Origin of the sequence: Flexivirga caeni (genome assembly GCF_003724155.1) — a bacterium.
In the GTDB taxonomy this organism is placed as follows: domain Bacteria; phylum Actinomycetota; class Actinomycetes; order Actinomycetales; family Dermatophilaceae; genus Flexivirga; species Flexivirga caeni.
The window spans coordinates 380,658-403,399 of sequence record NZ_RJJQ01000002.1 but is presented as its reverse complement, the minus strand read 5'-3'; the positions used below and the strand labels follow the sequence as shown (position 1 = coordinate 403,399).

The 22,742-nt window shown below is 68.2% G+C and carries 24 protein-coding genes; 12 read left to right on the top strand and 12 right to left on the bottom strand.

Features of this window, described 5'->3' with window-relative positions; translation table 11 throughout:
- Both EFY87_RS04315 and EFY87_RS04310 read left to right on the top strand, forming a co-directional pair.
- Positions 1 to 407: transposase (locus tag EFY87_RS04315; protein ID WP_245988400.1), on the top strand; the 407-nt coding region annotated here is incomplete at its 5' end.
- Between the two features lie 183 nt (positions 408 to 590).
- Positions 591 to 824, top strand: coding sequence for a hypothetical protein (locus EFY87_RS04310; protein ID WP_123270199.1), 234 nt, complete (start codon positions 591 to 593; stop codon positions 822 to 824).
- 413 nt (positions 825 to 1,237) lie between these two features.
- On the opposite strand, the gene EFY87_RS04305 is transcribed toward EFY87_RS04310, so the two are convergent.
- The 3 genes from EFY87_RS04305 to EFY87_RS04295 are packed head-to-tail and all read right to left on the bottom strand — an operon-like array spanning position 1,238 to position 2,539.
- The gene (locus EFY87_RS04305) at positions 1,238 to 1,774 is read right to left on the bottom strand and encodes a GNAT family N-acetyltransferase (RefSeq protein WP_245988399.1); all 537 of its coding nucleotides are present in this window, start codon (positions 1,772 to 1,774) and stop codon (positions 1,238 to 1,240) included.
- Positions 1,771 to 2,214, bottom strand: a complete 444-nt coding sequence (locus EFY87_RS04300) for an NUDIX domain-containing protein (protein ID WP_123270198.1) — start codon at positions 2,212 to 2,214, stop codon at positions 1,771 to 1,773. Before EFY87_RS04300 ends, EFY87_RS04305 begins: the two co-directional genes overlap by 4 nt.
- On the bottom strand, positions 2,201 to 2,539 hold the full coding sequence (locus EFY87_RS04295; protein WP_123270197.1) for a VOC family protein: 339 nt from the start codon (positions 2,537 to 2,539) through the stop codon (positions 2,201 to 2,203). The genes EFY87_RS04300 and EFY87_RS04295 overlap by 14 nt, the downstream gene beginning before the upstream one ends.
- Positions 2,540 to 2,576: 37 nt before the next feature.
- Between EFY87_RS04295 and EFY87_RS04290 the strand changes: the two genes are divergently transcribed.
- Genes EFY87_RS04290 through EFY87_RS04280 form a run of 3 tightly spaced genes read left to right on the top strand, consistent with a single transcriptional unit; the run spans position 2,577 to position 4,170 of the window.
- Entirely contained in the window at positions 2,577 to 2,957 is a 381-nt protein-coding gene (locus EFY87_RS04290; RefSeq protein WP_123270196.1) for a VOC family protein, read from the top strand.
- A complete protein-coding gene (locus EFY87_RS04285; RefSeq protein ID WP_245988397.1) occupies positions 2,954 to 3,508 on the top strand; it encodes a hypothetical protein in 555 nt (184 codons plus the stop codon). The genes EFY87_RS04290 and EFY87_RS04285 overlap by 4 nt, the downstream gene beginning before the upstream one ends.
- Positions 3,505 to 4,170, top strand: a complete 666-nt coding sequence (locus EFY87_RS04280) for a (2Fe-2S)-binding protein (RefSeq protein ID WP_123270195.1) — start codon at positions 3,505 to 3,507, stop codon at positions 4,168 to 4,170. Before EFY87_RS04285 ends, EFY87_RS04280 begins: the two co-directional genes overlap by 4 nt.
- Before the next feature lie 23 nt (positions 4,171 to 4,193).
- On the opposite strand, the gene EFY87_RS04275 is transcribed toward EFY87_RS04280, so the two are convergent.
- Positions 4,194 to 5,387: an ATP-binding protein gene (locus EFY87_RS04275; protein WP_123270194.1), complete on the bottom strand. Its 1,194-nt coding sequence runs from the start codon at positions 5,385 to 5,387 to the stop codon at positions 4,194 to 4,196.
- A gap of 183 nt (positions 5,388 to 5,570) precedes the next feature.
- Between EFY87_RS04275 and EFY87_RS04270 the strand changes: the two genes are divergently transcribed.
- Positions 5,571 to 7,805, top strand: a complete 2,235-nt coding sequence (locus tag EFY87_RS04270) for an NEW3 domain-containing protein (protein ID WP_123270193.1) — start codon at positions 5,571 to 5,573, stop codon at positions 7,803 to 7,805.
- Between the two features lie 6 nt (positions 7,806 to 7,811).
- On the opposite strand, the gene EFY87_RS04265 is transcribed toward EFY87_RS04270, so the two are convergent.
- Positions 7,812 to 8,921, bottom strand: coding sequence for a DNA glycosylase AlkZ-like family protein (locus EFY87_RS04265; RefSeq protein ID WP_245988394.1), 1,110 nt, complete (start codon positions 8,919 to 8,921; stop codon positions 7,812 to 7,814).
- Positions 8,922 to 8,991: 70 nt separating this feature from the next.
- On the opposite strand from EFY87_RS04265, the gene EFY87_RS04260 reads away from it, so the two are divergent.
- From EFY87_RS04260 to EFY87_RS04245, 4 genes are all read left to right on the top strand, one after another.
- Entirely contained in the window at positions 8,992 to 9,702 is a 711-nt protein-coding gene (locus EFY87_RS04260; RefSeq protein WP_123270191.1) for a DsbA family oxidoreductase, read from the top strand.
- 41 nt (positions 9,703 to 9,743) lie between these two features.
- Positions 9,744 to 11,198 carry an FAD-binding oxidoreductase gene (locus tag EFY87_RS04255; RefSeq protein WP_148043249.1) on the top strand — a complete coding sequence of 485 codons (1,455 nt, stop codon included), beginning with the start codon at positions 9,744 to 9,746 and terminating at the stop codon, positions 11,196 to 11,198.
- Positions 11,199 to 11,273: 75 nt separating this feature from the next.
- Complete coding sequence (locus EFY87_RS04250) at positions 11,274 to 12,650, top strand: MFS transporter (protein WP_245988392.1); 1,377 nt, start codon at positions 11,274 to 11,276, stop codon at positions 12,648 to 12,650.
- A gap of 275 nt (positions 12,651 to 12,925) precedes the next feature.
- Positions 12,926 to 13,285 (top strand): RNA polymerase-binding protein RbpA, encoded by a 360-nt coding sequence (locus EFY87_RS04245; RefSeq protein ID WP_123270250.1) that lies wholly within the window; start codon positions 12,926 to 12,928, stop codon positions 13,283 to 13,285.
- Positions 13,286 to 13,335: 50 nt separating this feature from the next.
- On the opposite strand, the gene EFY87_RS04240 is transcribed toward EFY87_RS04245, so the two are convergent.
- Genes EFY87_RS04240 through lnt form a run of 3 tightly spaced genes read right to left on the bottom strand, consistent with a single transcriptional unit; the run spans position 13,336 to position 16,219 of the window.
- The gene (locus EFY87_RS04240; RefSeq protein WP_123270189.1) at positions 13,336 to 13,836 is read right to left on the bottom strand and encodes an FxsA family protein; all 501 of its coding nucleotides are present in this window, start codon (positions 13,834 to 13,836) and stop codon (positions 13,336 to 13,338) included.
- A 3-nt stretch (positions 13,837 to 13,839) separates the two neighbouring features.
- Positions 13,840 to 14,631, bottom strand: coding sequence for a polyprenol monophosphomannose synthase (locus tag EFY87_RS04235; RefSeq protein WP_245988390.1), 792 nt, complete (start codon positions 14,629 to 14,631; stop codon positions 13,840 to 13,842).
- Complete coding sequence (lnt, locus tag EFY87_RS04230; protein WP_123270187.1) at positions 14,624 to 16,219, bottom strand: apolipoprotein N-acyltransferase; 1,596 nt, start codon at positions 16,217 to 16,219, stop codon at positions 14,624 to 14,626. Before lnt ends, EFY87_RS04235 begins: the two co-directional genes overlap by 8 nt.
- Positions 16,220 to 16,556: 337 nt before the next feature.
- Here lnt and ybaK point away from each other — a divergent pair, with 337 nt between their 5' ends.
- Entirely contained in the window at positions 16,557 to 17,063 is a 507-nt protein-coding gene (gene ybaK, locus EFY87_RS04225) for a Cys-tRNA(Pro) deacylase (protein ID WP_123270186.1), read from the top strand.
- Positions 17,064 to 17,085: 22 nt separating this feature from the next.
- Here the strand turns inward: ybaK and EFY87_RS04220 are convergent, their stop codons facing one another.
- Positions 17,086 to 17,529, bottom strand: a complete 444-nt coding sequence (locus tag EFY87_RS04220) for an Lrp/AsnC family transcriptional regulator (protein ID WP_123270249.1) — start codon at positions 17,527 to 17,529, stop codon at positions 17,086 to 17,088.
- 62 nt (positions 17,530 to 17,591) lie between these two features.
- Here EFY87_RS04220 and EFY87_RS04215 point away from each other — a divergent pair, with 62 nt between their 5' ends.
- On the top strand, positions 17,592 to 18,530 hold the full coding sequence (locus tag EFY87_RS04215) for a 5'-3' exonuclease (RefSeq protein ID WP_425459347.1): 939 nt from the start codon (positions 17,592 to 17,594) through the stop codon (positions 18,528 to 18,530).
- Positions 18,531 to 18,535: 5 nt separating this feature from the next.
- On the opposite strand, the gene EFY87_RS04210 is transcribed toward EFY87_RS04215, so the two are convergent.
- From EFY87_RS04210 to tatC, 3 genes are read right to left on the bottom strand one after another with little or no spacing between them, the layout of a single operon-like run.
- Positions 18,536 to 19,081 (bottom strand): PH domain-containing protein, encoded by a 546-nt coding sequence (locus EFY87_RS04210; RefSeq protein ID WP_123270184.1) that lies wholly within the window; start codon positions 19,079 to 19,081, stop codon positions 18,536 to 18,538.
- A 24-nt stretch (positions 19,082 to 19,105) separates the two neighbouring features.
- On the bottom strand, positions 19,106 to 21,874 hold the full coding sequence (locus EFY87_RS04205) for a DEAD/DEAH box helicase (protein ID WP_123270183.1): 2,769 nt from the start codon (positions 21,872 to 21,874) through the stop codon (positions 19,106 to 19,108).
- Positions 21,874 to 22,713 (bottom strand): twin-arginine translocase subunit TatC, encoded by an 840-nt coding sequence (gene tatC, locus EFY87_RS04200; protein ID WP_245988386.1) that lies wholly within the window; start codon positions 22,711 to 22,713, stop codon positions 21,874 to 21,876. Before tatC ends, EFY87_RS04205 begins: the two co-directional genes overlap by 1 nt.
- Positions 22,714 to 22,742: the final 29 nt, after the last annotated feature.

The window sequence follows — 22,742 nt, the reverse complement described above, 5'->3', positions numbered from 1 at the left end:
GAACTACTCATCAAAAATCAGGTTCCTCAACTCGCCCTGCAGGGGTCAACTTTGCTAACGGGCACTGGACTCAACTCACCTTGACACGCAGGGATCCGGCGCTGATCCGGTTGTGGGAGAACGCGTGGGAGGAGTTCACCCCGTTCCTGGCCTACGACGTCGAGATCCGACGAATCCTCTTCAGTACCAATGCGATCGAGTCACTGAACGCTCGGTACCGGCGTGCGGTGCGGGCACGTGGGCACTTCCCGAACGAGCAAGCAGCCCTCAAGTGCCTGTACCTGGTCACCCGGTCGCTGGACCCGACCGGGCGCGGGCAGGCACGATGGACCATGAGATGGAAGCCAGCACTCAACGTGTTTGCGACCGTCTTCGAGGGCCGCTGGCCCACCGCAGAGAAGTTCTAATCAACAGGGCCAGAAACACCGAAATTCGGACAGTCCCCTGTCACGCGGCCGCTAGCATCGGGGAGGCTCGGGAAGGTTCAGATTCCCGGGTCGAAGCCACGCAATGTCTTGGCGGGAGCCGAGGTCCACCCGGTAATCGTGGCTGCGTGATGTCGGTGCTGGTCGAATACTAAGGATGTTCTGTTGAGCAACTCGTCCGGTCGAGACCCGAAGAACCCGGCACCCAACAAGGCCGCCAAATCATACGTCCGCTCGGTGATCGGCATCGTCGTCGGACTCATCATCGTGGCGGGTGGAATCATCGGCATTGTTAGCGAGCAATCGTTCGATTCGGCCTCTGTCGTCACGACCGGAACGGTGGTTGGGACTCACTCCTATCGCCTCGGCGGTAAGAGTGAATGTGGCACCGCACAATGACCCCGTGGTCCGGTTTAGCACGTCTGATGGGCGGCAGGTCACGGCGACCGTGACGGACACAAAATCCTGTAGCAACCCGTCAATTGGGACGGCGATCCGCATCAGATACAAACCCGCTGACCCGTCGGACGTCAAGGCTGTTGGGTCGACCCCATGGGCGTTACTCATCAGTGCCTTGATTCTGGGGGTCGTTGTCGCACTAATCGGTCTCGTTTCCGCGCGGTTGGTGTGGCGGTCCCGGAATATGGATCTGGTGCGTAAGCGGAGGCGGGCGAAGAACAGGAAGAAGCGGAAGAAGCGGAAATCGCAGGCGGTTTCGTAGCCGCTGGCTATTGTCGAACGCGTTGTCGCCGAAGCAGACGTGGTCCGAGTAGCCAGGATGGGCAGGCAAGACGAGCCCAGCCCACCGTGCGTCAGGTGCCAGGCGCCATCCACTCCTCCCGCAACACGCCGTAGATGACTGAGTCGTAACGGATTCCGCGCACTTCACGCGCTTGCCGCAATCGTGCTTCCAACGTCCAGCCGGGCTTCTCGGCCACGCGGCACATCGCCAGGTTTCCGGACCAGGTGACCAGATCGAGCCGCACCGCGGCTGAGTCGTGGAACACGTCGTCGGTCAGCAACCGCAGTGCCTGCTCCCCCAGGCCGCGGCCGCGAGCCGCCGGGTCGTAGACGGTGATGCCGGACCGCGCCCACAGGGATGGTTCGTGCTCCCAGTGCCACGCGACCCGGCCGAGCAGGTCGCCGTCGGCGACGATGGCGAATTCTTGTGGCCGAGAGTGCTGTTCGGCGAGTCGCAGCGTCATTCGTTCGATGTAGTCGTGGACCTCGTCGGCAGACGGCTTCGGGAAGTAGGGCGCGTCCCACCGCTGCCACTCCTGATCCGCCTGCAGCCACCGCTCGAGCTCGGGCAGGTCACGAGGCTCGAAGGGCCGCAAGCTAACGGTCACGTCGTCTCCTCGAACCAAGCAAACGCTGCCGGGACAATGTCCACCATGTCCGGTGCCAGGTCGATCATTGGCATCTCAGCAGATGAAAACCATGCAATCTCAGCAATTTCCGCGCCATCAGGCTGCCACCGCGAGTCGTCGATGATGGTCGCGAACATGGTGACTTCGTATGCCTCCGTCGATCCATCACGATAAAGAACTGTGTATGCGTCCGACCCGCCGAAGCTCCCGAGTTCTTCCACGTCAGTGACCACCAGACCCGTCTCTTCCCTGAGTTCGCGCGTCGCAGCCCTCACGGCATCCTCACCGGGTTCGACGGCGCCTCCGAAGGTCGCCCATCGGTCGTCGTGGGTATGACGGCCGAGCAGCAGCGCGCCATCCGACCGAAATACGGCGACGCCGGCCGCTTGCGTTGGCGGCGCTGGATCACTCCTCGACACAGAACTCGTTGCCTTCCGGGTCGGCCATCACGACAAGTTCGGGCGATGTGCGCCGGACGGCCGCACCAAGTCCCTCGAGTCGTCGCACTTCGGTGACCAGATCTCCGACAGCACGCAGGTCAAAGTGCTGCCGGTTCTTGGCGATCTTGCGCTCCGGCACTCGTTGGAACCACAGCGTGGGGCCGCCCCAGCCCGCCGGTTCGACCCAGGCACGCTCGGACGTGCTGTCCTCATCGACGGTGGAGCCGAGCGCGGCGGCCCAGAAGGCAGCGACCGCCATCGGTTCCGCGCAGTCGAACGTCACGGACTTGACGAAACTGACCATCGCTCCACGCTACCGAGGCGCCCCGTAGCGTGTCCCCATGACCGATCGAGTCGCCCCCCTTGCCTCCATCTCCGTGGACTGCCCCGACCCCAACGCACTCGCGAGCTTCTACTGCCGGTTGCTCGGGCTCACCGAAGCCGTCGCGGCGCCCGACCGGAGCGTGATCTGTCTTGCGGGTGCGGGCCCGATGCTCACTTTCATGCGGGTCGACGATTACGTCGCCCCGACGTGGCCGGACGGGAAGCATCCCCAGCAGATGCACCTCGACCTGGCCGCCGAAGATCTGGAGAGTGAGGTCGCCGCCGCGATCTCGCTCGGGGCACGCGAGGCCGCATTCCAGCCCGCACCCGACGTATGGCGGGTCATGGTCGACCCGGCCGGGCACCTCTTCTGCCTCAGCACGGTGCGTCCCGAGTGACCCGCACGGTCGTGCTACTCGAAGGCGTGAGCGACATCGCCGCTGTGCAGAGCGTGGCGCGAGCCCGGGAGCTCGATCTGGCTGACGTGCGCCTGGTCGACCTGGGTGGCATCACCAACGTGCAGCGCGAGCTCCGCGAATTACAGCGCGCAACAGCAGATTTCGACATTCTCGGGCTCTGCGACGCGCCGGAGGTCCGCTTCGTCGAACGCGCGCTGCACGCCGTCGGACGGCCCGCCCGGGACGAGAGCGATCTGGCGGCATACGGCTTCTTCGTATGCCGGGTCGACCTCGAAGATGAGCTGATCCGGGCACTCGGGACCGACCGCGTCATCGAGGTCATCGCGCGGCTCGGCCTGGCCACCAAACTCGCCACTCTGCGCCAGCAACCCGCCTGGCAGGATCGCCCGCTCGCGGACCAGCTGCACCGCTTTTGCGGCGTCGCCTCCGGCCGGAAAGAACTGCTCGCCGGCGCACTGGCCGAAGCCCTCGACCCGGAGCGGGTGCCCGCACCTCTGGCCGCGCTGATCGACCGGATCGCGCGCCGATGAACGACGCACTGGGGCTCGGACCCGCGCTGGCGTTCGATCTGCACCGAGCAGGCGAAACACCTTCGGGGGACTGGCAATTGCTGTCTGCACTGATCAGCGAGCGCGCGGTGCGTGACCGGGTCGAACGCACTCGTGACGCCCTCACCCCGCACGGGGCCGAGCGCATCGACGCGCGCACCGCTGCCGCGACCGTGCAGTTCGGGCTGGTCGCGCGACTGGTCGCCGCCTGGGTCTGTGCGCAGAGCATGGGTCGAGACCTCGCGCTCAATGCCGGCACCATCTGGTGGTCCCAGCCGCCCGGCGGGTGGCTGCAGCTCTCGTTCGCGACGGAGTTGCGGGAGGACACGCGAAACCCGTTGCAACACGGCGCCATCACCGAACTGACCGAGGCCATTCACACGCTGTATGACGTCAGCCCACACGTCCTCTGGGGCAACGTCGGCTCGGCCGCCAACAGCACCATCACGTTGCTCAGGGCAAGTCGCCCCGACCTGGTGGACGCCGCCCGCGCCGCCGCGGACCGGCTGCTCACCGACCCCCGGGTGGATGGCGGGACGCTGCGCACCGGCCCGGCATACCGGCGCGCCAGCTGTTGCCTGATCTACCGGGCGAACGGTGCGATCTGCGGCGACTGCGTGTTGCAGAACCGCCGTCGCAACTGAATTCCGTTGCCGCGCAACGCGGTTCAGTCGGCTGGCGCCGCGATGTCGTGCGTCTCCCGCACGAAAGCCGCAAACCCCGGCACCGTGAACTCCAGGTAGCCGTGGCTGGTGTCGCTGATGATGCCCGCGCCGATCAGCCGGCCACGCGGCACCCCCAGAGCATCCGACGTTTTCCCGATGGCGGCCGCGACGGCGCTGCGACGCACCGGGCCGTCTCCGAGCGCGGCCATCGCCAGCACGATGTCCAGCTCCCCCTGACGAGTCACTTTCGACAACCGCGCGGTGAAGAGCTCCCGCAGATCCTCCTCGGCATCCGCGGCCGCAGCATCGACGTGCTCACGCTTGATGACGGCGCCCGGATTGGGGAATCCGGCGTGCCGCCAGGCGTTTTCACCGATGAGTTGCACCGTGTGCGGGTAGCCCGCGGCATACCGCACGGCGGCGTCGATCGCGGCTGCGCTCCACCCGACGCCCAGCTCGCGCGCTGGTGTGGCCAGCGCCAGCGCCACGGCATCCGGGGCGAGGTCCTTGAGCTGCCGGTAGGCAAAGCGCTCGGAGTTGCTGACCGCCTGGTTGATGAGCGTCACGCTCTCCGGCAGACCCGCGGCGAACAGCGCCACCGGCAGCATGCGACGCTCGGACTGGAAGTGCTGCCACGCGTAGGAGATCGTCCGCAGGCTGGCCGGGTCGGCCGCCTGCACCTCGTCCACGAGCAGGACGAGCCCGCTGAACCGCCGCTCCCGGGCGCTTTCGACAGTCGCGACGACCAGGTCCTCGAACTGCCGGGTCGCCCCCCGCGCGCGCCGACTCGCGCCGGGTGCGCTCCACGCAGCCTCGATGCTCGCGACCCCGGGCACTCCCCCGCTCACTTTCAGCTCCAGAGTGCTGAGCGCGTCGGTGACTCGCTCACGCAGCCGCTTGGGCCAGCGCCGCACCATCCGCTCGGCGCCGTCCGCGATGGCCGGCACCAGTCCGGCTGACTCCCCGGCAGTCACCCAGATGGTGGCCGCGTCCTTGGCGAGCGCGCGCTGCTCGGCCTGCCGCAGGAGCGAGGTCTTGCCGACCCCGCGAGGCCCGTGGTCGACGCGGATGCGCGGCACCAGCCGGCCGAGCGACGACATGAGTTCCAGCCGCTCGTTGATCTGTGCCAGCTGCTGATTGCGGCCGGGCGTCTCGCGCGCGACCGCCCCAGGTGTGTAGGGACTCGGCTGCACCATGTCGTCTCACTCGCTCTATACGTTTCCCGGCAATCGTCTCCAACCGTATCGGTGCCTGCGCACGTCCGCAGGTCCCGGAAAATTCGGCACGGCCTTTCGCCCCATCAGCCCACGGTGCGTGTTTAAGATTCAAACACTGGTCAAACGATCACGAACAATCATTCGGCTTTCCCGGAGGTTTGTATGTCGGCTCCCACCACCCAGTCCCCACCGGCACGGCAGCACGGTCGCACCACGCGTCGCGTCGCCTTCGCCGGCATCGCCGCCCTTGCTCTCGTCTCCACCCCCTCGATGGCGATGGCAGCCACCGGATCGCCGCACGTGCAGCCGCGCGCGATCCGCACCCTCGCCGCCCGGCCCGGCAACCCGGCACCGTCATACAACGGACTCGCGCTCACCCCGCCGATGGGCTGGAACGACTGGTCCTACTACCAGTGCAACATCAGCGAGAAGCTGATCCTGCAGCAGGCAAAAGCATTGGTGGACAAGGGACTTGCCAAGGCGGGCTACAACACCGTCACGATCGACGACTGCTGGATGGCCAAGACCCGCGATGCCAAGGGCAACCTGCAGGCCAACCCGACGACGTTCCCGCACGGCATCAAGTACATCGCCGACAAAGTGCACGCCATGGGCCTGAAGTTCGGCATCTACGAGGACTCCGGCACCGCGACCTGCGGCGGCTACCCGGGCAGCTGGGGGCATTACACCCAGGACGCCAAGCAGTTCGCGGCCTGGGGCGTCGACTACGTCAAACTCGACGGCTGCAACGTGCCGTCGGTCGCCGGTGAGACCAGCGCGCAGACCTACAACCGCATCTACGACGAGTTCAGTGCGGCGCTGCGCGCCACGGGACGGCCGATGGTCTTCTCCGACTCGGCACCGGCATACTTCCAGGGCACGTCCGACTGGTATGACGTGATCGCCAACTCGGCCAAGATCGCCAACCTGTGGCGCGAGGGTGCGGACACGGCACTGGGGCAGCAGACCGGCGCCGAGAAGTGGAACGCCATCGCCTACAACTACGGCTACAACGTCGGACTGGGGCGGTATGCCGGCCCCGGCCACTGGAACGATCCCGACTTCCTGCTCACCGGTGACAGCGGCCTGTCCACGACCGAGATGCAGAGCCAGCTGACCCTCTGGGCGGAGATGGCGGCGCCCCTGATCAGCAGCACCGACCTGACCGCGCTCTCCCCCGCCGCCACCAAGATCCTCACCAACAGGGCGATCATCGCGGTGGACCAGGACAAGCTCGGCGTACAGGGCAGCATCGTTCAGACCGGCAGCAACTACGACGTGCTGGCCAAACCGCTCGCCGGCGGCGATGTCGCGGTGGTGCTCTTCAACAAGGGCAACGCCGCGCAGAAGATCTCCACGACCGCGGACAACGTCGGGGTGGGCGGCAGCGGTCCGTACCGGATGACCGACCTGGTCACCGGCAGCAAGACGCTAAGCAGCGGGATCATCGCCGCTGACGTGCCGGCGCACGGCACCGTGATCTATCGCGTGCACCCCAACGCGGCTGGGGCAGCACTGCCGTCCGCCGCATCACTCGGCGTCACGGCCGGCAAGGTCATGGCGACCAAGCCGGCGCGCGTCACCGTGACCGTCGCGAACGACGGCCCGCGCGCGATCAGCACGGCGACGGTGCATCTCACGGTGCCGAAGGGCTGGAAGGTCCAGCCGCGCACCCAGACGCTCGGCCGCATTCGGCCCGGCCAGTCGGCGCCCGTCGTCTTCACGGTGACCGGCAGCAAGCCGAGCCCGGGACCGAACGACGACCTGCTCACCGCAACGGCCGACTACACGTCCGACGGGAAACAGGCCACCACGCGGGGATACTTCGACGTGCTGCGCAACGTGCCCTACGCGAACCTGGCCGCGGCATACAACAACGTCGGCGTCACCGCCGGAGCTGACCCGACGCCGGGCAACTTCGACGGCAGCGGCAACAGCTTCAACGCCGAGTTGCTCGCCGGCCAGGGCCTGACCCCCGGTGCGAACGTCACGGCCAACGGGTTCTCGTTCACCTGGCCCAATGTCGCCCCGGGCGTCGCCGACAACGCCGAGGCGGCCGGACAGCTGATCAAACTCACCGGCACCGGCAGCACGCTGGCGTTCCTCGGCTCAGGCGTCGGTGACCAGTCGGACACCGTGACGGTCCACTACACCGACGGCAGCACGAGCACCGGCACGGTCGGCTTCCCCAACTGGAGCTTCAGCGACCCGACCGAGTTCGGCGCCAAGCTGGCGTTCAGCACCATGGGCCGCAACACGCCGACCGGGCTGGCCGACACGGCATACGCCTACCGGATCTTCACCAACACGATCCCGTTGGACACCGGTAAGACGGTGCAGTCGGTGCAACTGCCGAACAACAGCGCGCTCCACCTCTTTGCCTGGACGGTCGGCTGAGTCCGGTCACGCACGCTCGATCGTGAGATCCAATAGCTTTGCGAGCGAACGGATCTCACGATCGAGCGCGGCCCGGAACGACGTAGGGAAGTTCTCGTCCTCGTGGATCGCGTGGATCACCAGCCGGTCGCGCCCACGGTCCGCCGTCGCGTCGAGCTTGCCGACCAGCCGGTCGCCGGAGAGGATCGGCAGCGCGTAGTAGCCCCAGCGTCGTTTCGCCTTCGGCCGGTACATCTCCAGCTGGTAGTCGAACTCGAAGATGTCATGCATCCGCTTGCGGTCGAAGACGAGCTGGTCGAGCGGCGACAGCAGCGCCGCGCGGCCACGGAAGGGCTGTCCGAGCTGTGCGGGATCGACGCACCATCTGCCTCGCACGCCCTCGATCACGGCAGGTATGCCGGGCGGCTCGATCTCCCTGCGTGCGATCCCGGCCAGGTCGTGGACCTTCGGCCGCATGATGCCGAGGGCGTGCAGCGCACGGCGCGACCGTTCCCGCAGCGCGTCGTCCAGCGGGACCGTCGCGGTCTGCGGGTAGACGCGCTCCGCCAGGTCCCACAACCGCTCCCCCCGCGCGCCGCGACCGGCAACCGCGACCTCGCCCCGGCTCTCCATGAAGTCGATCAGCCGCACGACGTTCTGGTTGTTCGTCCAGCCGGACGACCGCCACGACACCTCGCAGGTGTCGTCGAACGCGGCTGCCGGCAAAGGAGATTCATCGGCGAGCCGGTCGAGGATGTCGCGCCGGCACAGGTCGTTGGCCTCGACCCACTCGGCGTGGGACTCCTGCCATTCGACACGTGGGTGCTCACCCCACTCGGCCAGCTCCGCGCGGTAGAGCGCGATGTCGTCCGCTGCCATGATCCGACCGCGCAGCTCCAGCACCTCGCGCCGCTCACAGAGTTCGTCGAGTCCGGCGAGCTGGTATGCCGGGCCGAGCCGGCTCCAGTACACGAGCTCCGGGCTCGGCGCGACCACGGAGGTGAGATCGACCTGCACGGACCCGAGCGACCGCACCATTTCCAGCAGGTCTGCGGGCCGTGGGGCGGACAGCAACTGGGCGCGCACGGCGATGCGGCGCGCCTCGGCACGGGACAACTCGACAGGCCGGCGGGTCACCCACCGGACGATAGCGGCCGCCTGCGACATCGTCCGGAATGCCGGTGATTACCCAGCTGTTGAGCACACCATGAAGGTTGACATCTGGTCCGACGTGGCCTGCCCCTGGTGCTTCATCGGAAAGCGACGCTTCGAGGCGGGACTGCGCGACTTCGCGCACGCCGACAAGGTCGAAATCGCTTGGCACAGTTACCAATTGGATCCCACGCTGCCTGAGCACTACGACGGCACGGAGATCGACTACCTCGCCGAGCGTAAGAGTATGCCGCGCGACCAGGTCCGGCAGATGTTCGGCCAGGTCTCCCAGCAGGCCGCGGGTGAGGGCCTCGCCTACGACTTCGACCACGTGGTCGTCGCCAACAGCCTGCGGGCACATCACCTGCTGCACCTCGCCGCGCAGCACGGCGTCGCCGATGCGGTCAAGGAGGAGCTGCTGAGCGCGCACTTCGAGCACGGAGTCGACATCGGCGCCCCGGATGCGCTCGTCGCGATCGGCGAGCGCCACGGCCTGGACAGTGACGCAGTGCGCGCCGCCCTGGACGATCCGCAGGTGCGCGCGGAGGTCGAGCAGGACTTCGCCCAGGCGCGTGCCTACGGCATACACGGCGTGCCGTTCTTCGTGATCGACGAGAAGTTCGGCGTGTCCGGCGCCCAGCCCGCGCAGACCTTCACCGCTGCGCTGGAGCAGGCGTGGCAGGACGCGCATCCGCTGTCGATGGCTGACACCGCGGAGGGTGCGGTGTGCGGGCCCGACGGCTGCGCCGTCGACCCGGTCGGCTGACCGGGGGCAACGCAACGGCGTCGTGCGGCGTCCAACCAGACGTGAACACACTGACGCGCCGCAGCGCTCTGACATCGACAGCGGGTCTCGCCGCGACGGCAATCGCCGGCATGTCCGGCTGCAGCCCGGCGTCCGCTCTCTCCTCCTCTGCAGGGCGGAAGCCGACCACCCAGGACTGGATCGCCTTCGCGCGCACTGTCACCGGGCCGGTCTTCCTGCCGGGGACCAGCGGCTACCGCAATTCGAAGCTGGTCTTCGACACCCGTTTCGACGGCAATGCCCCCGTCGCCGTGATGGGGGTGAAGCGCGTCTCGGACGTCGCGCAGGCGATGCGCTTCGCGACCAAGTTCTCGTTGCAGATCTCGCCACGCGGCGGCGGCCACTCGTATGTCGGCGCGTCTGCCACGAACGGGACCTTCGTGCTGGATATGCGGGCGCTGGACTCGGTGAGTTACCGCGCCTCCGACCGGACGGTGGCTGTCGGCGCAGGAGCCACGCTGTATGACGTCAAGGCGCAGCTCGCCGCGCACGGCCGCGCCATACCGACCGGGACCTGCCCGACGGTCGGCGTCGCCGGACTCACCCTCGGCGGCGGGCTCGGGGTCGAGTCGCGGGCGCAGGGCCTCACCGCCGACCGGCTGACCGCAGCGCAGCTCGTGCTGCCCGACGGCCGTTCGGTGCTTGCCGACGCACACCACTACAGCGACATCTTCTGGGCGTTGCGCGGCGGTGGCGGCGGCAACATCGGCATGGTCACCTCGCTGCGCTTTGCCACCCACGCGGCAACGGGCAAAGGCATCTTCACGCTCACCTTCCCGGGCACGGCTGCCGTGCCGGTGATGACCGGATGGGCGCGCTGGATCGCCACAGCGGCACGCAGCCGCTGGGCCGGCGTGCATGTTGATGCCATCGGCGGGGGCCGGTTGCACGTCAGCATCCTCGGCGTCACCGAGGCGGGTGACGAGCGCGCGGCAGCCGCGTCCGTGCTGCGTGCGGTCGGCGTCACGCCGGTCGCGACGTCCTACCTGCGGATGAGCTACCTGGACTCGGTGATCTACCTGGGCGGCGGCACCACCTCGAGCCGCCAGGGGTTCACTGCAGGCAGTGACGTGTTGGCCAAGCTCGACACGAACACGGCCACCGCGATCCGGGCGGCCGTCATTGCCCGATCCGCCGCAGGCGGGCCGGGCAGCGCCCTGCTGGACCCGCTCACCGGAGCGGTCACCGGCCCCGCGACCAGCGCGACGGCGTTCCCGTGGCGGGGCCACGTCGCGTCCGTGCAGTGGTATGCCGGGGGCACCGGCTACACCTCGGCACTTCATTGGCTCGCCGACGCACACCGCCGGGTCGCGCACTTCTCCTCGGGCGGATACGTCAACTACCTGGAAACCGGCATGCCGGCGAAACGCTACTACGCCACGAATCTCCCACGGCTGGCGCAGATTCGGGCTCACTATGACCCGGCCCGGAGGCTGCACAGCGGCATCGTCGTATGACGGCCGGTAGCACGAGCCGGCGCACTGCGGCGAGAATGCCCCCGTGAACGGTGCTGGTGTGCCAAGGTTGCGCGCGTGACCTTGCTGCGAACGCGGACCGTTCAAGTCTCCAGCCCGCAGCAACTGCGGCTGCAACGTAGCTGGTACTGGTACGACTGGGCGTCCGCGTCATACGTCACCGTCACCGCGGCGGTGCTGTTCTCGCCATACCTCACCTCGATCGCGAACAAGGTCGCCTGCCCCACCCTGCCGAGCGACGCTGCGTGTAACAACAACCTGCACATCCTCGGGATCGGTGTCGCACCCGGGTCGCTGGTGCCCTACCTCCTGACCCTCTCCACGATCATCTCGGCCGTCGTACTGATCTTCGTCGGCGCGATTGTCGACCGGTCGAGTCACCCGCTCCGCTACCTCGCAGGCTTCACGTATGTCGGTGCCGTCGCGGCCGGCGGCATGGTCGCGATCGGAGGCACGGACTGGCAGCTCGGGGTGGGCCTGGCGATCCTCGCGAATCTCTGCCTCGGCGCGGCCCTGATCGTCTACTCCGCGATCATGATCCGGATCACTCCCCCGGACGACCGCGACTACGTCTCCTCGCGGGGCTGGGCCTACGGCTACCTGGGCGGCGGCACCCTGCTCGCAGCGACCCTGGTCCTGCTGGTGACACACGGGGCACTCGGCCTCGACAAGGCCGGCGCCGTGCGGGTCGCGTTCCTCGCCGCGGGCGTCTGGTGGGGCCTGTTCGCGATCATCCCGCTGCGCGGGCTGCGCACCCTGAACGGCACGCGGCCGGTGCAGCCGCGCGACCGTATCGGGGGGTTCCGCCAGTTGCGCACCACGTTCGCGTCGCTGCGGGACTACCCGCAGACCAAACGCTTCCTGCTCGCCTACCTCTTCTACAACGACGGCATGCAGACCGTCATCGCGTCGGCGAGCCTCTACGGCAGCAAGCAGCTGAAGTTCAGCGACAGCGAACTCGTCGTCACCATCCTGCTCGTCCAGATCGTCGCGTTCTTCGGCGCGATGGGGTTCGCCCGGCTGGCCGCGCGGTATGGCGCACACCGGATGATCTACTCCAGCCTGTTCCTGTGGACGCTCGTCGTCTGTCTCGCGTGCCTGCTGCCCGAGCGGCAGCTCGCCCTATGGCTGCTCCTGGCCAGCGGCATCGGGCTGATCCTGGGCGGTAGCCAGTCCCTGTCGCGGTCGCTCTACAGCGGCCTTGTGCCGGCCGGCCGCGAATCGGAGTTTTTCAGCCTCTACCAGGCGATGGAGCGTGGCACGAGCTGGCTCGGGACGCTTGTGTTCGGTCTCGTCTTTCAGTGGTTCCGGGACTACCGCTACTCGATCGTCGCGCTGCTCATCTTCTTTGGGGTCGGGGCGATCCTGCTGCGCGGGTTACGCGTGCGCGAAGGCATCGTCGCGGCTGGCAACACCCCGCCGCGTGTCGTCTGAGATGTGATCTTGGTCACTCCTCAATGCCGCCCGATGTGACAATCCCGCGTCTTTCCGGCATGGTGTGAGCGCCGAAGACGTATGATGCGCAACCTTCCCCGGGGCTGCGACGTCTTCTTATCGACGAGGTCGTCGACCGCAGGACGACGGTGAGCCTCGTTGTCGCCGGGAACACCGCACCCCGACCGACCGTTGCAGCAGTGAGATCGCACGAGCAGGCACGACCGAGGGGGACGTCTCGGCCGGCGCCCGATATGAGAGAGAAGTGAGTGGACATGGCAGAGCGTTCTTTGCGAGGTACCAACCTCAGCACCTTGTCGCTGGAAACCGAGGAAGGCATTGCCTTCAGCGAGCGGCAGATCGTGCGCTACGTGTGTCCGCAGGGGCACGTGAGCGAGCTGCCGTTCTCCGTCGAGGCGGACGTCCCCAGCATCTGGGAATGCCGCTGCGGCGAGGAGGCACTGCTGCAGGACGGCCCGGAGCCGGAACGCAAGCCGGTCAAGCCCCAGCGCACCCACTGGGACATGCTGCTCGAGCGCCGCTCCATCCCCGAGCTGGAGGAGTTGCTGCAGGAGCGCCTGACGCTGTTGCGCGCGTCGCGTGGCGAGAAGCCGCGCCGCAAGCGCTCCGCCTGAATCGTCATACAAAGTAAGGAGAGCCGACCGGGTCCCCCGGTCGGCTCCCGTTACTTGTCGTACGAGTCGTCATCCACGACTTCGCCCTCAATGACCTCCGGGTCGTCGGGGCGCAGGTCGGCCTTGGTCGCGGTGTAGTCCGTCAGCTGCACCGTGGCGGCACCGAAGCGCCGGGCCAGCACCAGCTCGACCAGCCGCCGGGCGACCGACTTCATGCCCGGGAGGATCAGGATGATGCCCAGCGCCGAAGTGACGAATCCGGGGATGAGCAGCAGGACTCCGCCGGCCAGCGCCTGCGGGGCATCGGCGACCGCCCGGCCGGGCGCGTGCCCCTCGGACATCGACGCACGCAGTTCCTGGGCCGCGCCGGACCAGGCCCGCCGGATCACGACCACGCCGAGCAGGAAACACGCGGCAAGCGCAGCCAGCGTCCACCAGCCGATGACGTGCCACACGAGCACGATGACGACGATCTCGACGATCGGCAGACAGAGCGCGACGGCGAAGAGCAGCCGTGCCCAGAACGGTGCGCGGCGGGTGACGGTGCTCATGGCTCAGTGGTCCTTCGGTCGGTGCACAAGTCGTTCACCGATAGAACGAACCTGACCGCGGCGATACTCCCAGCCCCAGCGACTGATGTTGCGCAGTGACTCGCGGGCGATGTCGGGGTTCATCTTGGACTGCCCGATCTCCCGCTCGACGAAGGTGATCGGCACCTCCACGATGCGCAGTCCGGCCCGGTCGGCACGCCAGGTCAGGTCGGCCTGGAAGCAGTAGCCGTAGGAGTCGACGCCCACCAGCCCGATCGTGCGCAACGCGTCCGCGCGATAGACGCGGAAACCCGCGGTAGCGTCGTTCACCGGCATGCCGAGCAGGGTCTTGATGTAGACGTTGCCGCCGATGCTCAGTGCCTTGCGGTGCAACGGCCAGTTCACGATCCGGCCACCACGGACCCACCGCGAGCCGATAACCACGTCGGCGTCCGCAGCTGCCGCCAGCATGACCGGCAGCCGCTCCGGCGGGTGCGACCCGTCGGCGTCGATCTCGACGAGGGCGTCATAGCCGCGCTCCAGTCCCCACGCGAACCCGGCCAGGTAGGCCTTGCCGAGGCCCTCCTTCCGCGCACGGTGCAGCACGTGCACGTGGTCGTCCTCGGCAGCGAGCCGGTCGGCCGCTTCGCCCGTGCCGTCCGGTGAGTTGTCGTCCAGCACCAGCACGTCCGCGTCGGGCACGGAGTTGCGGATGCGGCGCACGACCAGGGGCAGGTTTTCTCGTTCGTCGTAGGTCGGGACGAGCACGAGGACATGGTGCAGCGCGGGACGGTGCCCGCCGGCTGTGTCAGACAAGCGCGCGAACTTCCTCGGGTAGGTTGGCTTTCCGGCCGGAGGAGCGATTGCCGGCGAGGGCGAGCGCTGCGAGCAGGACCGCCGCCGCACACGCCAACCACTCGGGTATGGCGCCGAGCCGCACCGCCAGGGTCTCCTCCGAACGCAACGGTAGTGCTCCGGACAGGGCCGCGGGCGTGAAGAGGTGCGTCCGATCGTGGACGACGCCATTCGGGGTGATCAGTCCGCTCACCCCGACGGTGGAGATGTGCACGATGGAGCGCCCGAGTTCGATGGCGCGCACCTGGGAGATCGCCAGCTGCTGCTCCGACTCGGCGGTGTAACCGAACGTCGCGTTGTTGGTCTGCACGGCGAGAATCTGCGCGCCGTCCTTGACCGGGTTGCGGGTCAGCGAGTCGTAGGCGACCTCGAAGCAGATGATGGGCGCCACCTTGACGGTGCCATCCGTCTTCGTGGGTATGACGAACAGGCCCGTGCGGTGTCCCGCGACGAAGTTGCCGGCCAGGTCGACGGTCTTGGTGAAGTGGCGGAAGAACGAGCGGTAGGGCATGTATTCGGCGAACGGCACCGGGTGCTGCTTGACGTAGGTGGCGACGATCCCCTTGTCCGGCTCGTAGAGCAGCGAGGTGTTACTCGTGTGGCCGACCGGCTGATCCAGCACCGCTCCGACGATCAGCGGCACGCCGATCCGGTCGACGGTCCGCACGATCTCGGTGCCCGCGTCGGCGTTGCGGGTCGGGTCGATGTCCGAGGAGTTCTCCGGCCAGACCACCAGGGCCGGCTGGGGCAGCTTTCCCGCCTTGATCAGGGCTGCCGCCTTGTCGGTCTCCTTGACGTGATGGTCGAGCACGGCGCGGCGCTGTGCGTTGAAGTCGAGACCTGCGGTCGGCACATTGCCCTGAATGGCGAGCACCTGCAGCTTCTTGCCGCCGGTCGGCGTCGGGTAGACCGCGGCGAGTGCGACGACCGCGAGACCGGCGACCACCGGCCAGAGCCGCGGCAGCAGACTGCGGGCCGGCGGCATACCGCGGCGGACCCGGTCGATCGCGAGCGCGAGCCAGCCGCCGAGCAGCGCGACGACGAAGGTGAGTCCGGGTGCGCCGAAGATCGAGGCGAGATGCGCGAGCGGGGTGCCGGCGGTCGTCCAGGCCAGCCGGGCCCACGGGAACCCGCCGAACGGCATCGAGTCGCGGATGGCTTCCTGCAGCACCCACAGCAGCGCGATCGCGACGGGCCGCACGTGCGGCCCGTCGGCCGGGGACAACCACTGCGGCAGGCGTTCCCAGCGACGCGCGGACTGGATGAGCGCGCACACCGCGCCCATGAGCGCGATGTATACGGACTCGGTGATCGACAGCGCCAGCCATGGGAGAGCACCGACATACGTGCCCGTCCAGTGCAGCGTCGGCCCGAAGCACGCGAAGCCGCCGACGAGGCCGAGCAGGAAGCCGCCGCGTGCGCGAACTCCCTTGGTGGCCAACGCCATGAGGGCGACACCCACAATGGCGGCCGGCCAGATGGCCGGGCCCGGAAAGGCGAGCCAGAGGCACAGACCACCGGCGATGGCGAGCAGGAGTCGGCGGATCACTCGCTCAGCCTAGGTGACGAATCAGAGCTCTCGCGGCGCGGTCGCTGAGGCTGTCGTAGATGGGCTCCCCGTCGTTGGGACCAATACCCGTGTCCTGGCAGAACACGCGCACGTTTTCTACTAGACGGGGGGCCCATCTACGCACCGTCAGTCCGTGATCTCGCGGCGGGCGAGGCGGGAACGGTGAGAAGAAACCTACCCGGCGTTCAGGCTCTGTCAACAGCTCGCTGACCTGCACCGATGCGCGTTGCCGCAGGTCAGCGGGCTGGCCGGCGGCGAATATATTCCCGGCCGCCCGGCGTGTCGTGGGCAACACGCCGAGCGAGATGATGTAACCGTGTCGAGACGTCATACCAGGCAGCCGGGCGGGACGCCCGCCCTCAATCTGCTCAGCCGGTCGGGCGTTGCCTTCGCCGTCCACGAGTTCGAGCATGACCCGGGTGCGGAGTCGTTCGGGCTGGAAGCCGCGCAAGTGCTTGGCGTCGCTCCCGGCCGCGTCTTCAAGACGCTTGTGGTGCAGACCGACCGCAGCGTGGACAAGGGGCTGGTCGTCGCCGTGGTGCCGGTCGGTGCGCAGCTGGACCTGCGGGCGCTGGCCCGCGAGATCGATTGCAAACGCGCGGTGCTCGCCGACTCCGGAGTCGCCGAGCGGACGACGGGTTACCTGGTGGGCGGTATTAGTCCGCTGGGCCAGAAGCGAGCGCTGCTCACAGTCGTGGACGCGTCGGCAGCCGGCCACGGCACCGTCCTGGTCAGCGGCGGGCGCCGCGGCCTCGATGTCGAACTCGCGCCGGCGGATCTGGTGCGGCTGACCTCCGGGCGCCTTGCGGCGGTGACTCGCTGAGCGGGTGCATGGGGACACCGGCTCATTCGGCGAGCGGGGTGCGGTCCTCCCAGGGTGTGCTGAGCACGACGGTCGTGCGGGTGGTGACAGCGGCGGCGGCGCGGATCTCGCCGAGCAGCACCTCGAGCTCGCCGGGTCCGCCGACGCGGACCTTGAGCACGTAATTCTCGTCACCGGCGACCGAGAAACAGGACTCGATCGCGGTCAGTCCCCGCAGCCGGTCGGGTATGTCGTCCGGCGCCGACGGGTCGAAGGGCGTGACCGAGACGAGCGCAGTCAGCGGCACGCCGGCAGCTTCGTGGTCGATGACCGCGCGGTAGCCGCGGATGACGCCACGCTCCTCCAGTCGGCGCACCCGCTGGTGGACCGCGGACGTCGACAGGCCGGTCGCCCGGCCAAGATCGGTGTAGCTGAGCCGGCCGTCCTGCGCCAGCAACGACGCGATCCGCCGGTCGAGTTCCTCCATGTGCGCACTGTAGAACAGCACTCCGCCGACGCTGCGTCAACCGGCGCCCGAGTCGTGCCAGCATGTGCTGTATGCCACGACGACTCATGCTGCTCGACTCGGCGAGCCTCTACTTCCGGGCGTTCTACGGTGTGCCCGATCGGAGGGCGACGCCGGATGCATTGCCGAACAACGCGATTCGCGGGTTCCTCGACATGATCGCCACACTGGTCACCGATCACCGGCCGACCGAGCTGGTGGCGTGCTGGGACAACGACTGGCGGCCGGCGTTCCGGGTCGAGGCGCTCGCGTCATACAAGACGCACCGGATGGTGCAGGGCACCGACGGCGTCGAGGAGTCGCCGGAGAATCTCACTCCGCAGGTGCCGGTGATCGTCGAGGTGCTGGCTGCCATCGGGCTGACCCGGCTGGGCGTCGACGGCTACGAGGCGGACGACGTCATCGGCACCCTGGCCGTGGGCGCCCACGGCCGGGCGCAGGTGGATGTGGTGACCGGCGATCGTGACCTGTTCCAGCTGGTCGACGACGCCCAGAGTGTGCGGGTGCTCTACACGGCGAAGGGCGGCGTGCGCGCTCCGGACGTGGTCGACGAGGCCTATCTGGAGCGCAAGTACGGCGTGGCGTCGGGGTCGGCATACGCCGACATGGCCGTGCTGCGCGGGGACAGCAGCGACGGGCTGCCCGGCGTCGCGGGCATCGGCGAGAAGACGGCAGCGACGCTGATCGGCCGGTACGGCGACCTGGCGTCGCTGCGTGCGGCGATCGACTCGGGCGACCCGGCCCTCAAGGGTGCCCAGCGGACGCGCCTGGAGGCCGCGAGTGACTACCTGGACGCGGCGCCGCGGGTGGTGGAGGTCGTCAAGGACATCGAGCTGCCGGCCGCTTTCGACCCGGCGCTGCCGGTCCGGATCGCGGATCCGGACACGTTGCAGCGGCTGACGCAGGAGCACGACCTGCGGTCACCGGTCGAGCGCGTGGTGAGCGCTCTGCAGCTCGGCTGAGCGGCTCAGCGGTGCGGCGACCTCGGGTCGCCCGGCGGGAAGGTGCCGTCGTCGTCGCCACCGTCGTCGTGCTGGAAGAGCAGCTCGTTCAGCCGGACCTGCACCTCCTCGACGTGCGGAACGTCGTGCAGGCGGACACCGGCCTGTTCCGTAGCGTCGTGGATGACGAGGGTGCCGCAGCCGAAAATCCGGTCCAGCAGCGACTTCTCGTAGGACACGTCGTTGATGCGGTAGAGCGGGATGTCGCGTCCGGACTTGTTGACGATGCCGCGCCGGGTGATCAGCCGCCGGTTGGTGATGACGTAGATCGTGGTCAGCCAGCGCAGCACCGGCAGCAGCACGAATGCGCACAGCACGATGACTGCGAGGATCCACAGGGCGAGGGTCAGCCAGCCGGACCAGCCCTTCTCGCTGAACCAGATCGAGCCCGCGAGAGCGATCACCACCGTGACCACGGCGATCAGCAGCGGGAAGGAGATCGCCTTGATGTGCGTGCGCATTTCGAGATCGATCTGCTCGCCGCGCGCGAGGTGCTTTGCCGAGAACGCCATGTCGGCATCCTGCCATGAAGTCGGCTAGTCGAGCCGGTCCGCCGCCACGACGCCCCGCATTACCTGGTCGATCGCGGCCCGTGCGGTGCGCCGGAGCACGTCGTGCGAGGTCGCGTCGGCGATCTGGCCGAGCAGGTCGACGACCTGCTTGCACCGCCGGACGAAGTCACCGGCGGACAGGTCGCTGTCGCGCAGCACGGTCTCCAGCCGCCCGCCGCTCGCCCAGCGATGCATCACCCACGTCATACCGGCGTCGAGGTCGGCCATCGGGGTGAGGCCGAGACGCCGCTGGGACTCCTGCAGGCTGGCGGCGAGGTCGCGCATCTCGGCCAGTGCGTCACGTGTCTGGTCACCGGGGATCTTCGGCGCCTCTCCCCCGGTGTCGCGGCGCGCTTCGTAGACGAGGGCCGACACCACGGCGGCCAGCGACGGCGGATCGAGCCGGCGCCATACGTCGTGCTGGAGGCACTCGGCCGCGAGCAGGTCCTTCTCGGCATAGATGCGCTGCAGTATCCGGCCCTGATCGGTCACCGTGGTGCCGTCATGGCCGAGATAGCCGAGCTCGGCCAGCAGGTCGCAGATCCGGTCGAAGGTGCGCGAGACCGAGTGGGTGCGACGCTCAACCTGGCGTTGCAGGCCGTCGGTCTCCCGGCGCAGCTTCCACCAGCGCTCCGCCCAGCGTGCGTGCTGCTCGCGGTAGGGGCAGTCGTGGCAGGGGTGCTCGCGCAACGCGCGCTTGAGGCGGTCGGTCTCGGCGGTCGTGTCCTGCTGGTCGGCGTCCGTCGCCGCGAGCAGCTCGGCGGGACTGGGCGGCGGCTCGTCGCGGATCTTGTTCCGCATGCTGGAGGCCAGATCGCGCCGCGCACGCGGCGACCGGCTCTGGAACAGCCGCGGGATCGCGATGCGACCGACCGGAGTGACCACCTCGCTGACATCTGTAGCGGTGATTCGGCGCAACTGGCCGTCGCCGTTGACGACGGAGACAATGTCGTCGGCGGAACGTTTTCCTCGCGTGCCTGGTATGACGACGGCGTACCCCGAGCGGCGCCCCTCGGGGACTCGAATGATGTCGCCCGGCTGCAGCTCCTGCAGCGACACTGCCGCAGCAGCGCGCCGGCTCGCCGAGCGCTGCTTGGCCGCGGACTTCTCCAGATCGGTGAGTTGCCTTCGCAGCGCTGCGTATCCGGCGAAGTCGCCCAGGTGACAGCGCATCGCCTCGGCATACCCTTCGAGGGCTTCCTCGCCGCGTCGGATGGCGCGAGCCGTCCCAACCACCGACCGGTCCGCCTGGAACTGCGCGAACGACTGCTCGAGGATCTGACCCGCGCGCGCCCGGCCGACCTGGTCGACCAGGTTGACCGCCATGTTGGACGTCGGCACGAAGGACGAACGCAACGGGTAGGTGCGGGTGGAGGCGAGACCGGCCACCTCGTGCGGGTCGACGCCAGGTGTCCACAGCACGACGGCGTTGCCTTCGTGGTCGATGCCGCGCCGGCCTGCGCGTCCGGTCAGCTGGGTGTATTCGGCCGGGGTGATGTCCGCGTGCGTCTCGCCGTTGTATTTGACCAGGCGCTCCAGGACGACGGTGCGGGCCGGCATGTTGATGCCGAGGGCGAGCGTCTCGGTGGCGAAGATCGCCTGGATGCGCCCGTCGGTGAAGAGTTCCTCGACGATCTCCTGGAAGGTCGGCAGCATGCCAGCGTGGTGCGCTGCGAAGCCACGGCTGAGGCCCTCCACGAAGTCGTAGTAGCCGAGCACGGCGAGGTCGTCCTCGGGCAGCCCGGAGATCCGTTCCTCGACCAGTCGGCGGACCGCGGCGCCTTCCCGCTCGCTGATCAGCCGGGTGCCCCAGGCGAGCAGCTGGCCCACGGCACTCTCGCAGCCGACCCGGCTGAAGACGAACGTGATCGCCGGTAGCAGCCCGTCCTTGTCGAGCGCGTCGATCACCTGGGGCCGGCTCGGCCCACGGCTCGGGCGGCCGGTCCGCACCGGCCCTCTGTCGGCCGTCCCGCGGATGCGGCCACGGCGGCCGCGCGGCGCACCGGCGTCCTCGCGGCGGCCGTGCCGCTGGTCCCGGCGTTCGGCGGTCAGCTGGTCGATGCGGCGCAGCAGCAGCGGATTGACCGTGAGGTGCTCGCTGTCGCCGTCGTCGGCAAACAGGTCGAGCAGCGCCGGTCCGACCATCATCTGCTGCCAGAGCGGCACCGGCCGGTGTTCTTCGACGATCACCTCGGTGTCGCCGCGGACTTCGCGCAACCAGTCACCGAACTCCTCGGCGTTGCTCACCGTCGCGGACAGCGAGACCAGCTGCACCGACGGGGCGAGCATGACGATGATCTCCTCCCAGACCGCGCCACGGAACCGGTCGGCGAGGTAATGCACCTCGTCCATCACGACGAAGCCGAGCCCGGTGAGCGTGGCCGAGCCGGCATAGATCATGTTGCGCAGCACTTCGGTGGTCATCACCACCACCGGCGCCTCCCCGTTGATCGAGGAGTCACCGGTCAGCAGACCGACGTTCTCGGCGCCGTGGCGCGCGACGAGGTCGGCATACTTCTGGTTGGACAAGGCCTTGATCGGGGTGGTGTAGAAGGTCTTGCGGCCGGTGTGCAGCGCAAGGTATGCCGCGAACTCCCCCACGATCGTCTTGCCGGCCCCGGTCGGCGCGGCGACCAGCACGCCGCGGCCGGCCTGCACCGCAGCGATCCCCCGCTGCTGGAAGTCGTCGAACGGGAAGTCGTAGTCCTGCGCGAAGTGCTCAGCGTGCGTCGAGTCGAAACCGCCGCTCCGCATCAGAGTTCGGATTTTTCGTCGTCCGGCACGTCGAGCCAGCCGGTGCGCTCCTTGTCCTCACGGGTGGCTCGGCGCTTGTCGAGGAAGAGGCACATCACGCACGCTGCGAAGTAGAGGATGATCATCGGGACCATCAGCGCCAGCATCGACCAGGCATCCGGCGCCGGGCTCATCACCGCGGAGAAGACCCCGATCACCATCACCGCGACCCGCCAGCCCTTGAGCATGACGCGGCCCGGGAAGACGCGGATCTGGTTGAGTCCGACGAGAAAGACCGGCAGCAGGAAGGCGAAGCCGAAGGCGACGACGAACTTGATGACGAAGCTGACGTATTTCTGCGCGTCGGTCAGGTTGTACGGCTCGTTGCCCTTGACCTCCGGGGTGCTGCCCATCAGGAAGTCGACGGCGTTGGTGATCGCGAAATGCGAGACGTAGCAGCCCAACGCGAACAACGGCACCGCCGCCGACACGAACAGCAGGCTGACCCGCTTCTCCTTCTTGGTCAACCCCGGCGCGAGGAACGCCCAGATCTGCCAGAGCCAGATCGGGCAGGCCAGGAGCGCGCCACTCCACAGCGAGATCTTCAGCTTGATGGTGAACGGCTCGGACACCCCGCCGTTGCCGAAGTTGAGGCCGACGACCGAGCGGTGATGCCGCTGCTGGACTGCGCGCAGCGGCTCCTCAACCCAGCCGTAGATGGTGTTGTAGTAGGCCCAGGCGATGCACGCGCCGATGACGATCGCGATCGCCGAGATGAGCGCACGCCGACGAAACTCGCGGAAGTGATCGCCGAGGGACATCCGCGCTTCGGGATTGTCCTTACGCCTCAACAAGGCCATGTGTCGTATGTCGTCCTGCGCCGCGGGTC

What these genes read in the sequence shown, in the direction of transcription:
- EFY87_RS04240 (WP_123270189.1), bottom strand. Translation starts at nt 13,836, where the DNA reads ATGAGCACCGTCACCCGCCGCGCACCGTTCTGGGCACGGCTGCTCTTC.
- EFY87_RS04270 (WP_123270193.1), top strand. Translation starts at nt 5,571, where the DNA reads ATGTCGGCTCCCACCACCCAGTCCCCACCGGCACGGCAGCACGGTCGC.
- EFY87_RS04245 (WP_123270250.1), top strand. Translation starts at nt 12,926, where the DNA reads ATGGCAGAGCGTTCTTTGCGAGGTACCAACCTCAGCACCTTGTCGCTG.
- EFY87_RS04260 (WP_123270191.1), top strand. Translation starts at nt 8,992, where the DNA reads ATGAAGGTTGACATCTGGTCCGACGTGGCCTGCCCCTGGTGCTTCATC.
- EFY87_RS04220 (WP_123270249.1), bottom strand. Translation starts at nt 17,529, where the DNA reads ATGGAGGAACTCGACCGGCGGATCGCGTCGTTGCTGGCGCAGGACGGC.
- EFY87_RS04275 (WP_123270194.1), bottom strand. Translation starts at nt 5,387, where the DNA reads ATGGTGCAGCCGAGTCCCTACACACCTGGGGCGGTCGCGCGCGAGACG.
- tatC (WP_245988386.1), bottom strand. Translation starts at nt 22,713, where the DNA reads ATGGCCTTGTTGAGGCGTAAGGACAATCCCGAAGCGCGGATGTCCCTC.
- EFY87_RS04295 (WP_123270197.1), bottom strand. Translation starts at nt 2,539, where the DNA reads ATGGTCAGTTTCGTCAAGTCCGTGACGTTCGACTGCGCGGAACCGATG.
- EFY87_RS04290 (WP_123270196.1), top strand. Translation starts at nt 2,577, where the DNA reads ATGACCGATCGAGTCGCCCCCCTTGCCTCCATCTCCGTGGACTGCCCC.
- EFY87_RS04205 (WP_123270183.1), bottom strand. Translation starts at nt 21,874, where the DNA reads ATGCGGAGCGGCGGTTTCGACTCGACGCACGCTGAGCACTTCGCGCAG.
- EFY87_RS04215 (WP_425459347.1), top strand. Translation starts at nt 17,592, where the DNA reads ATGTGCTGTATGCCACGACGACTCATGCTGCTCGACTCGGCGAGCCTC.
- EFY87_RS04280 (WP_123270195.1), top strand. Translation starts at nt 3,505, where the DNA reads ATGAACGACGCACTGGGGCTCGGACCCGCGCTGGCGTTCGATCTGCAC.
- EFY87_RS04210 (WP_123270184.1), bottom strand. Translation starts at nt 19,081, where the DNA reads ATGGCGTTCTCGGCAAAGCACCTCGCGCGCGGCGAGCAGATCGATCTC.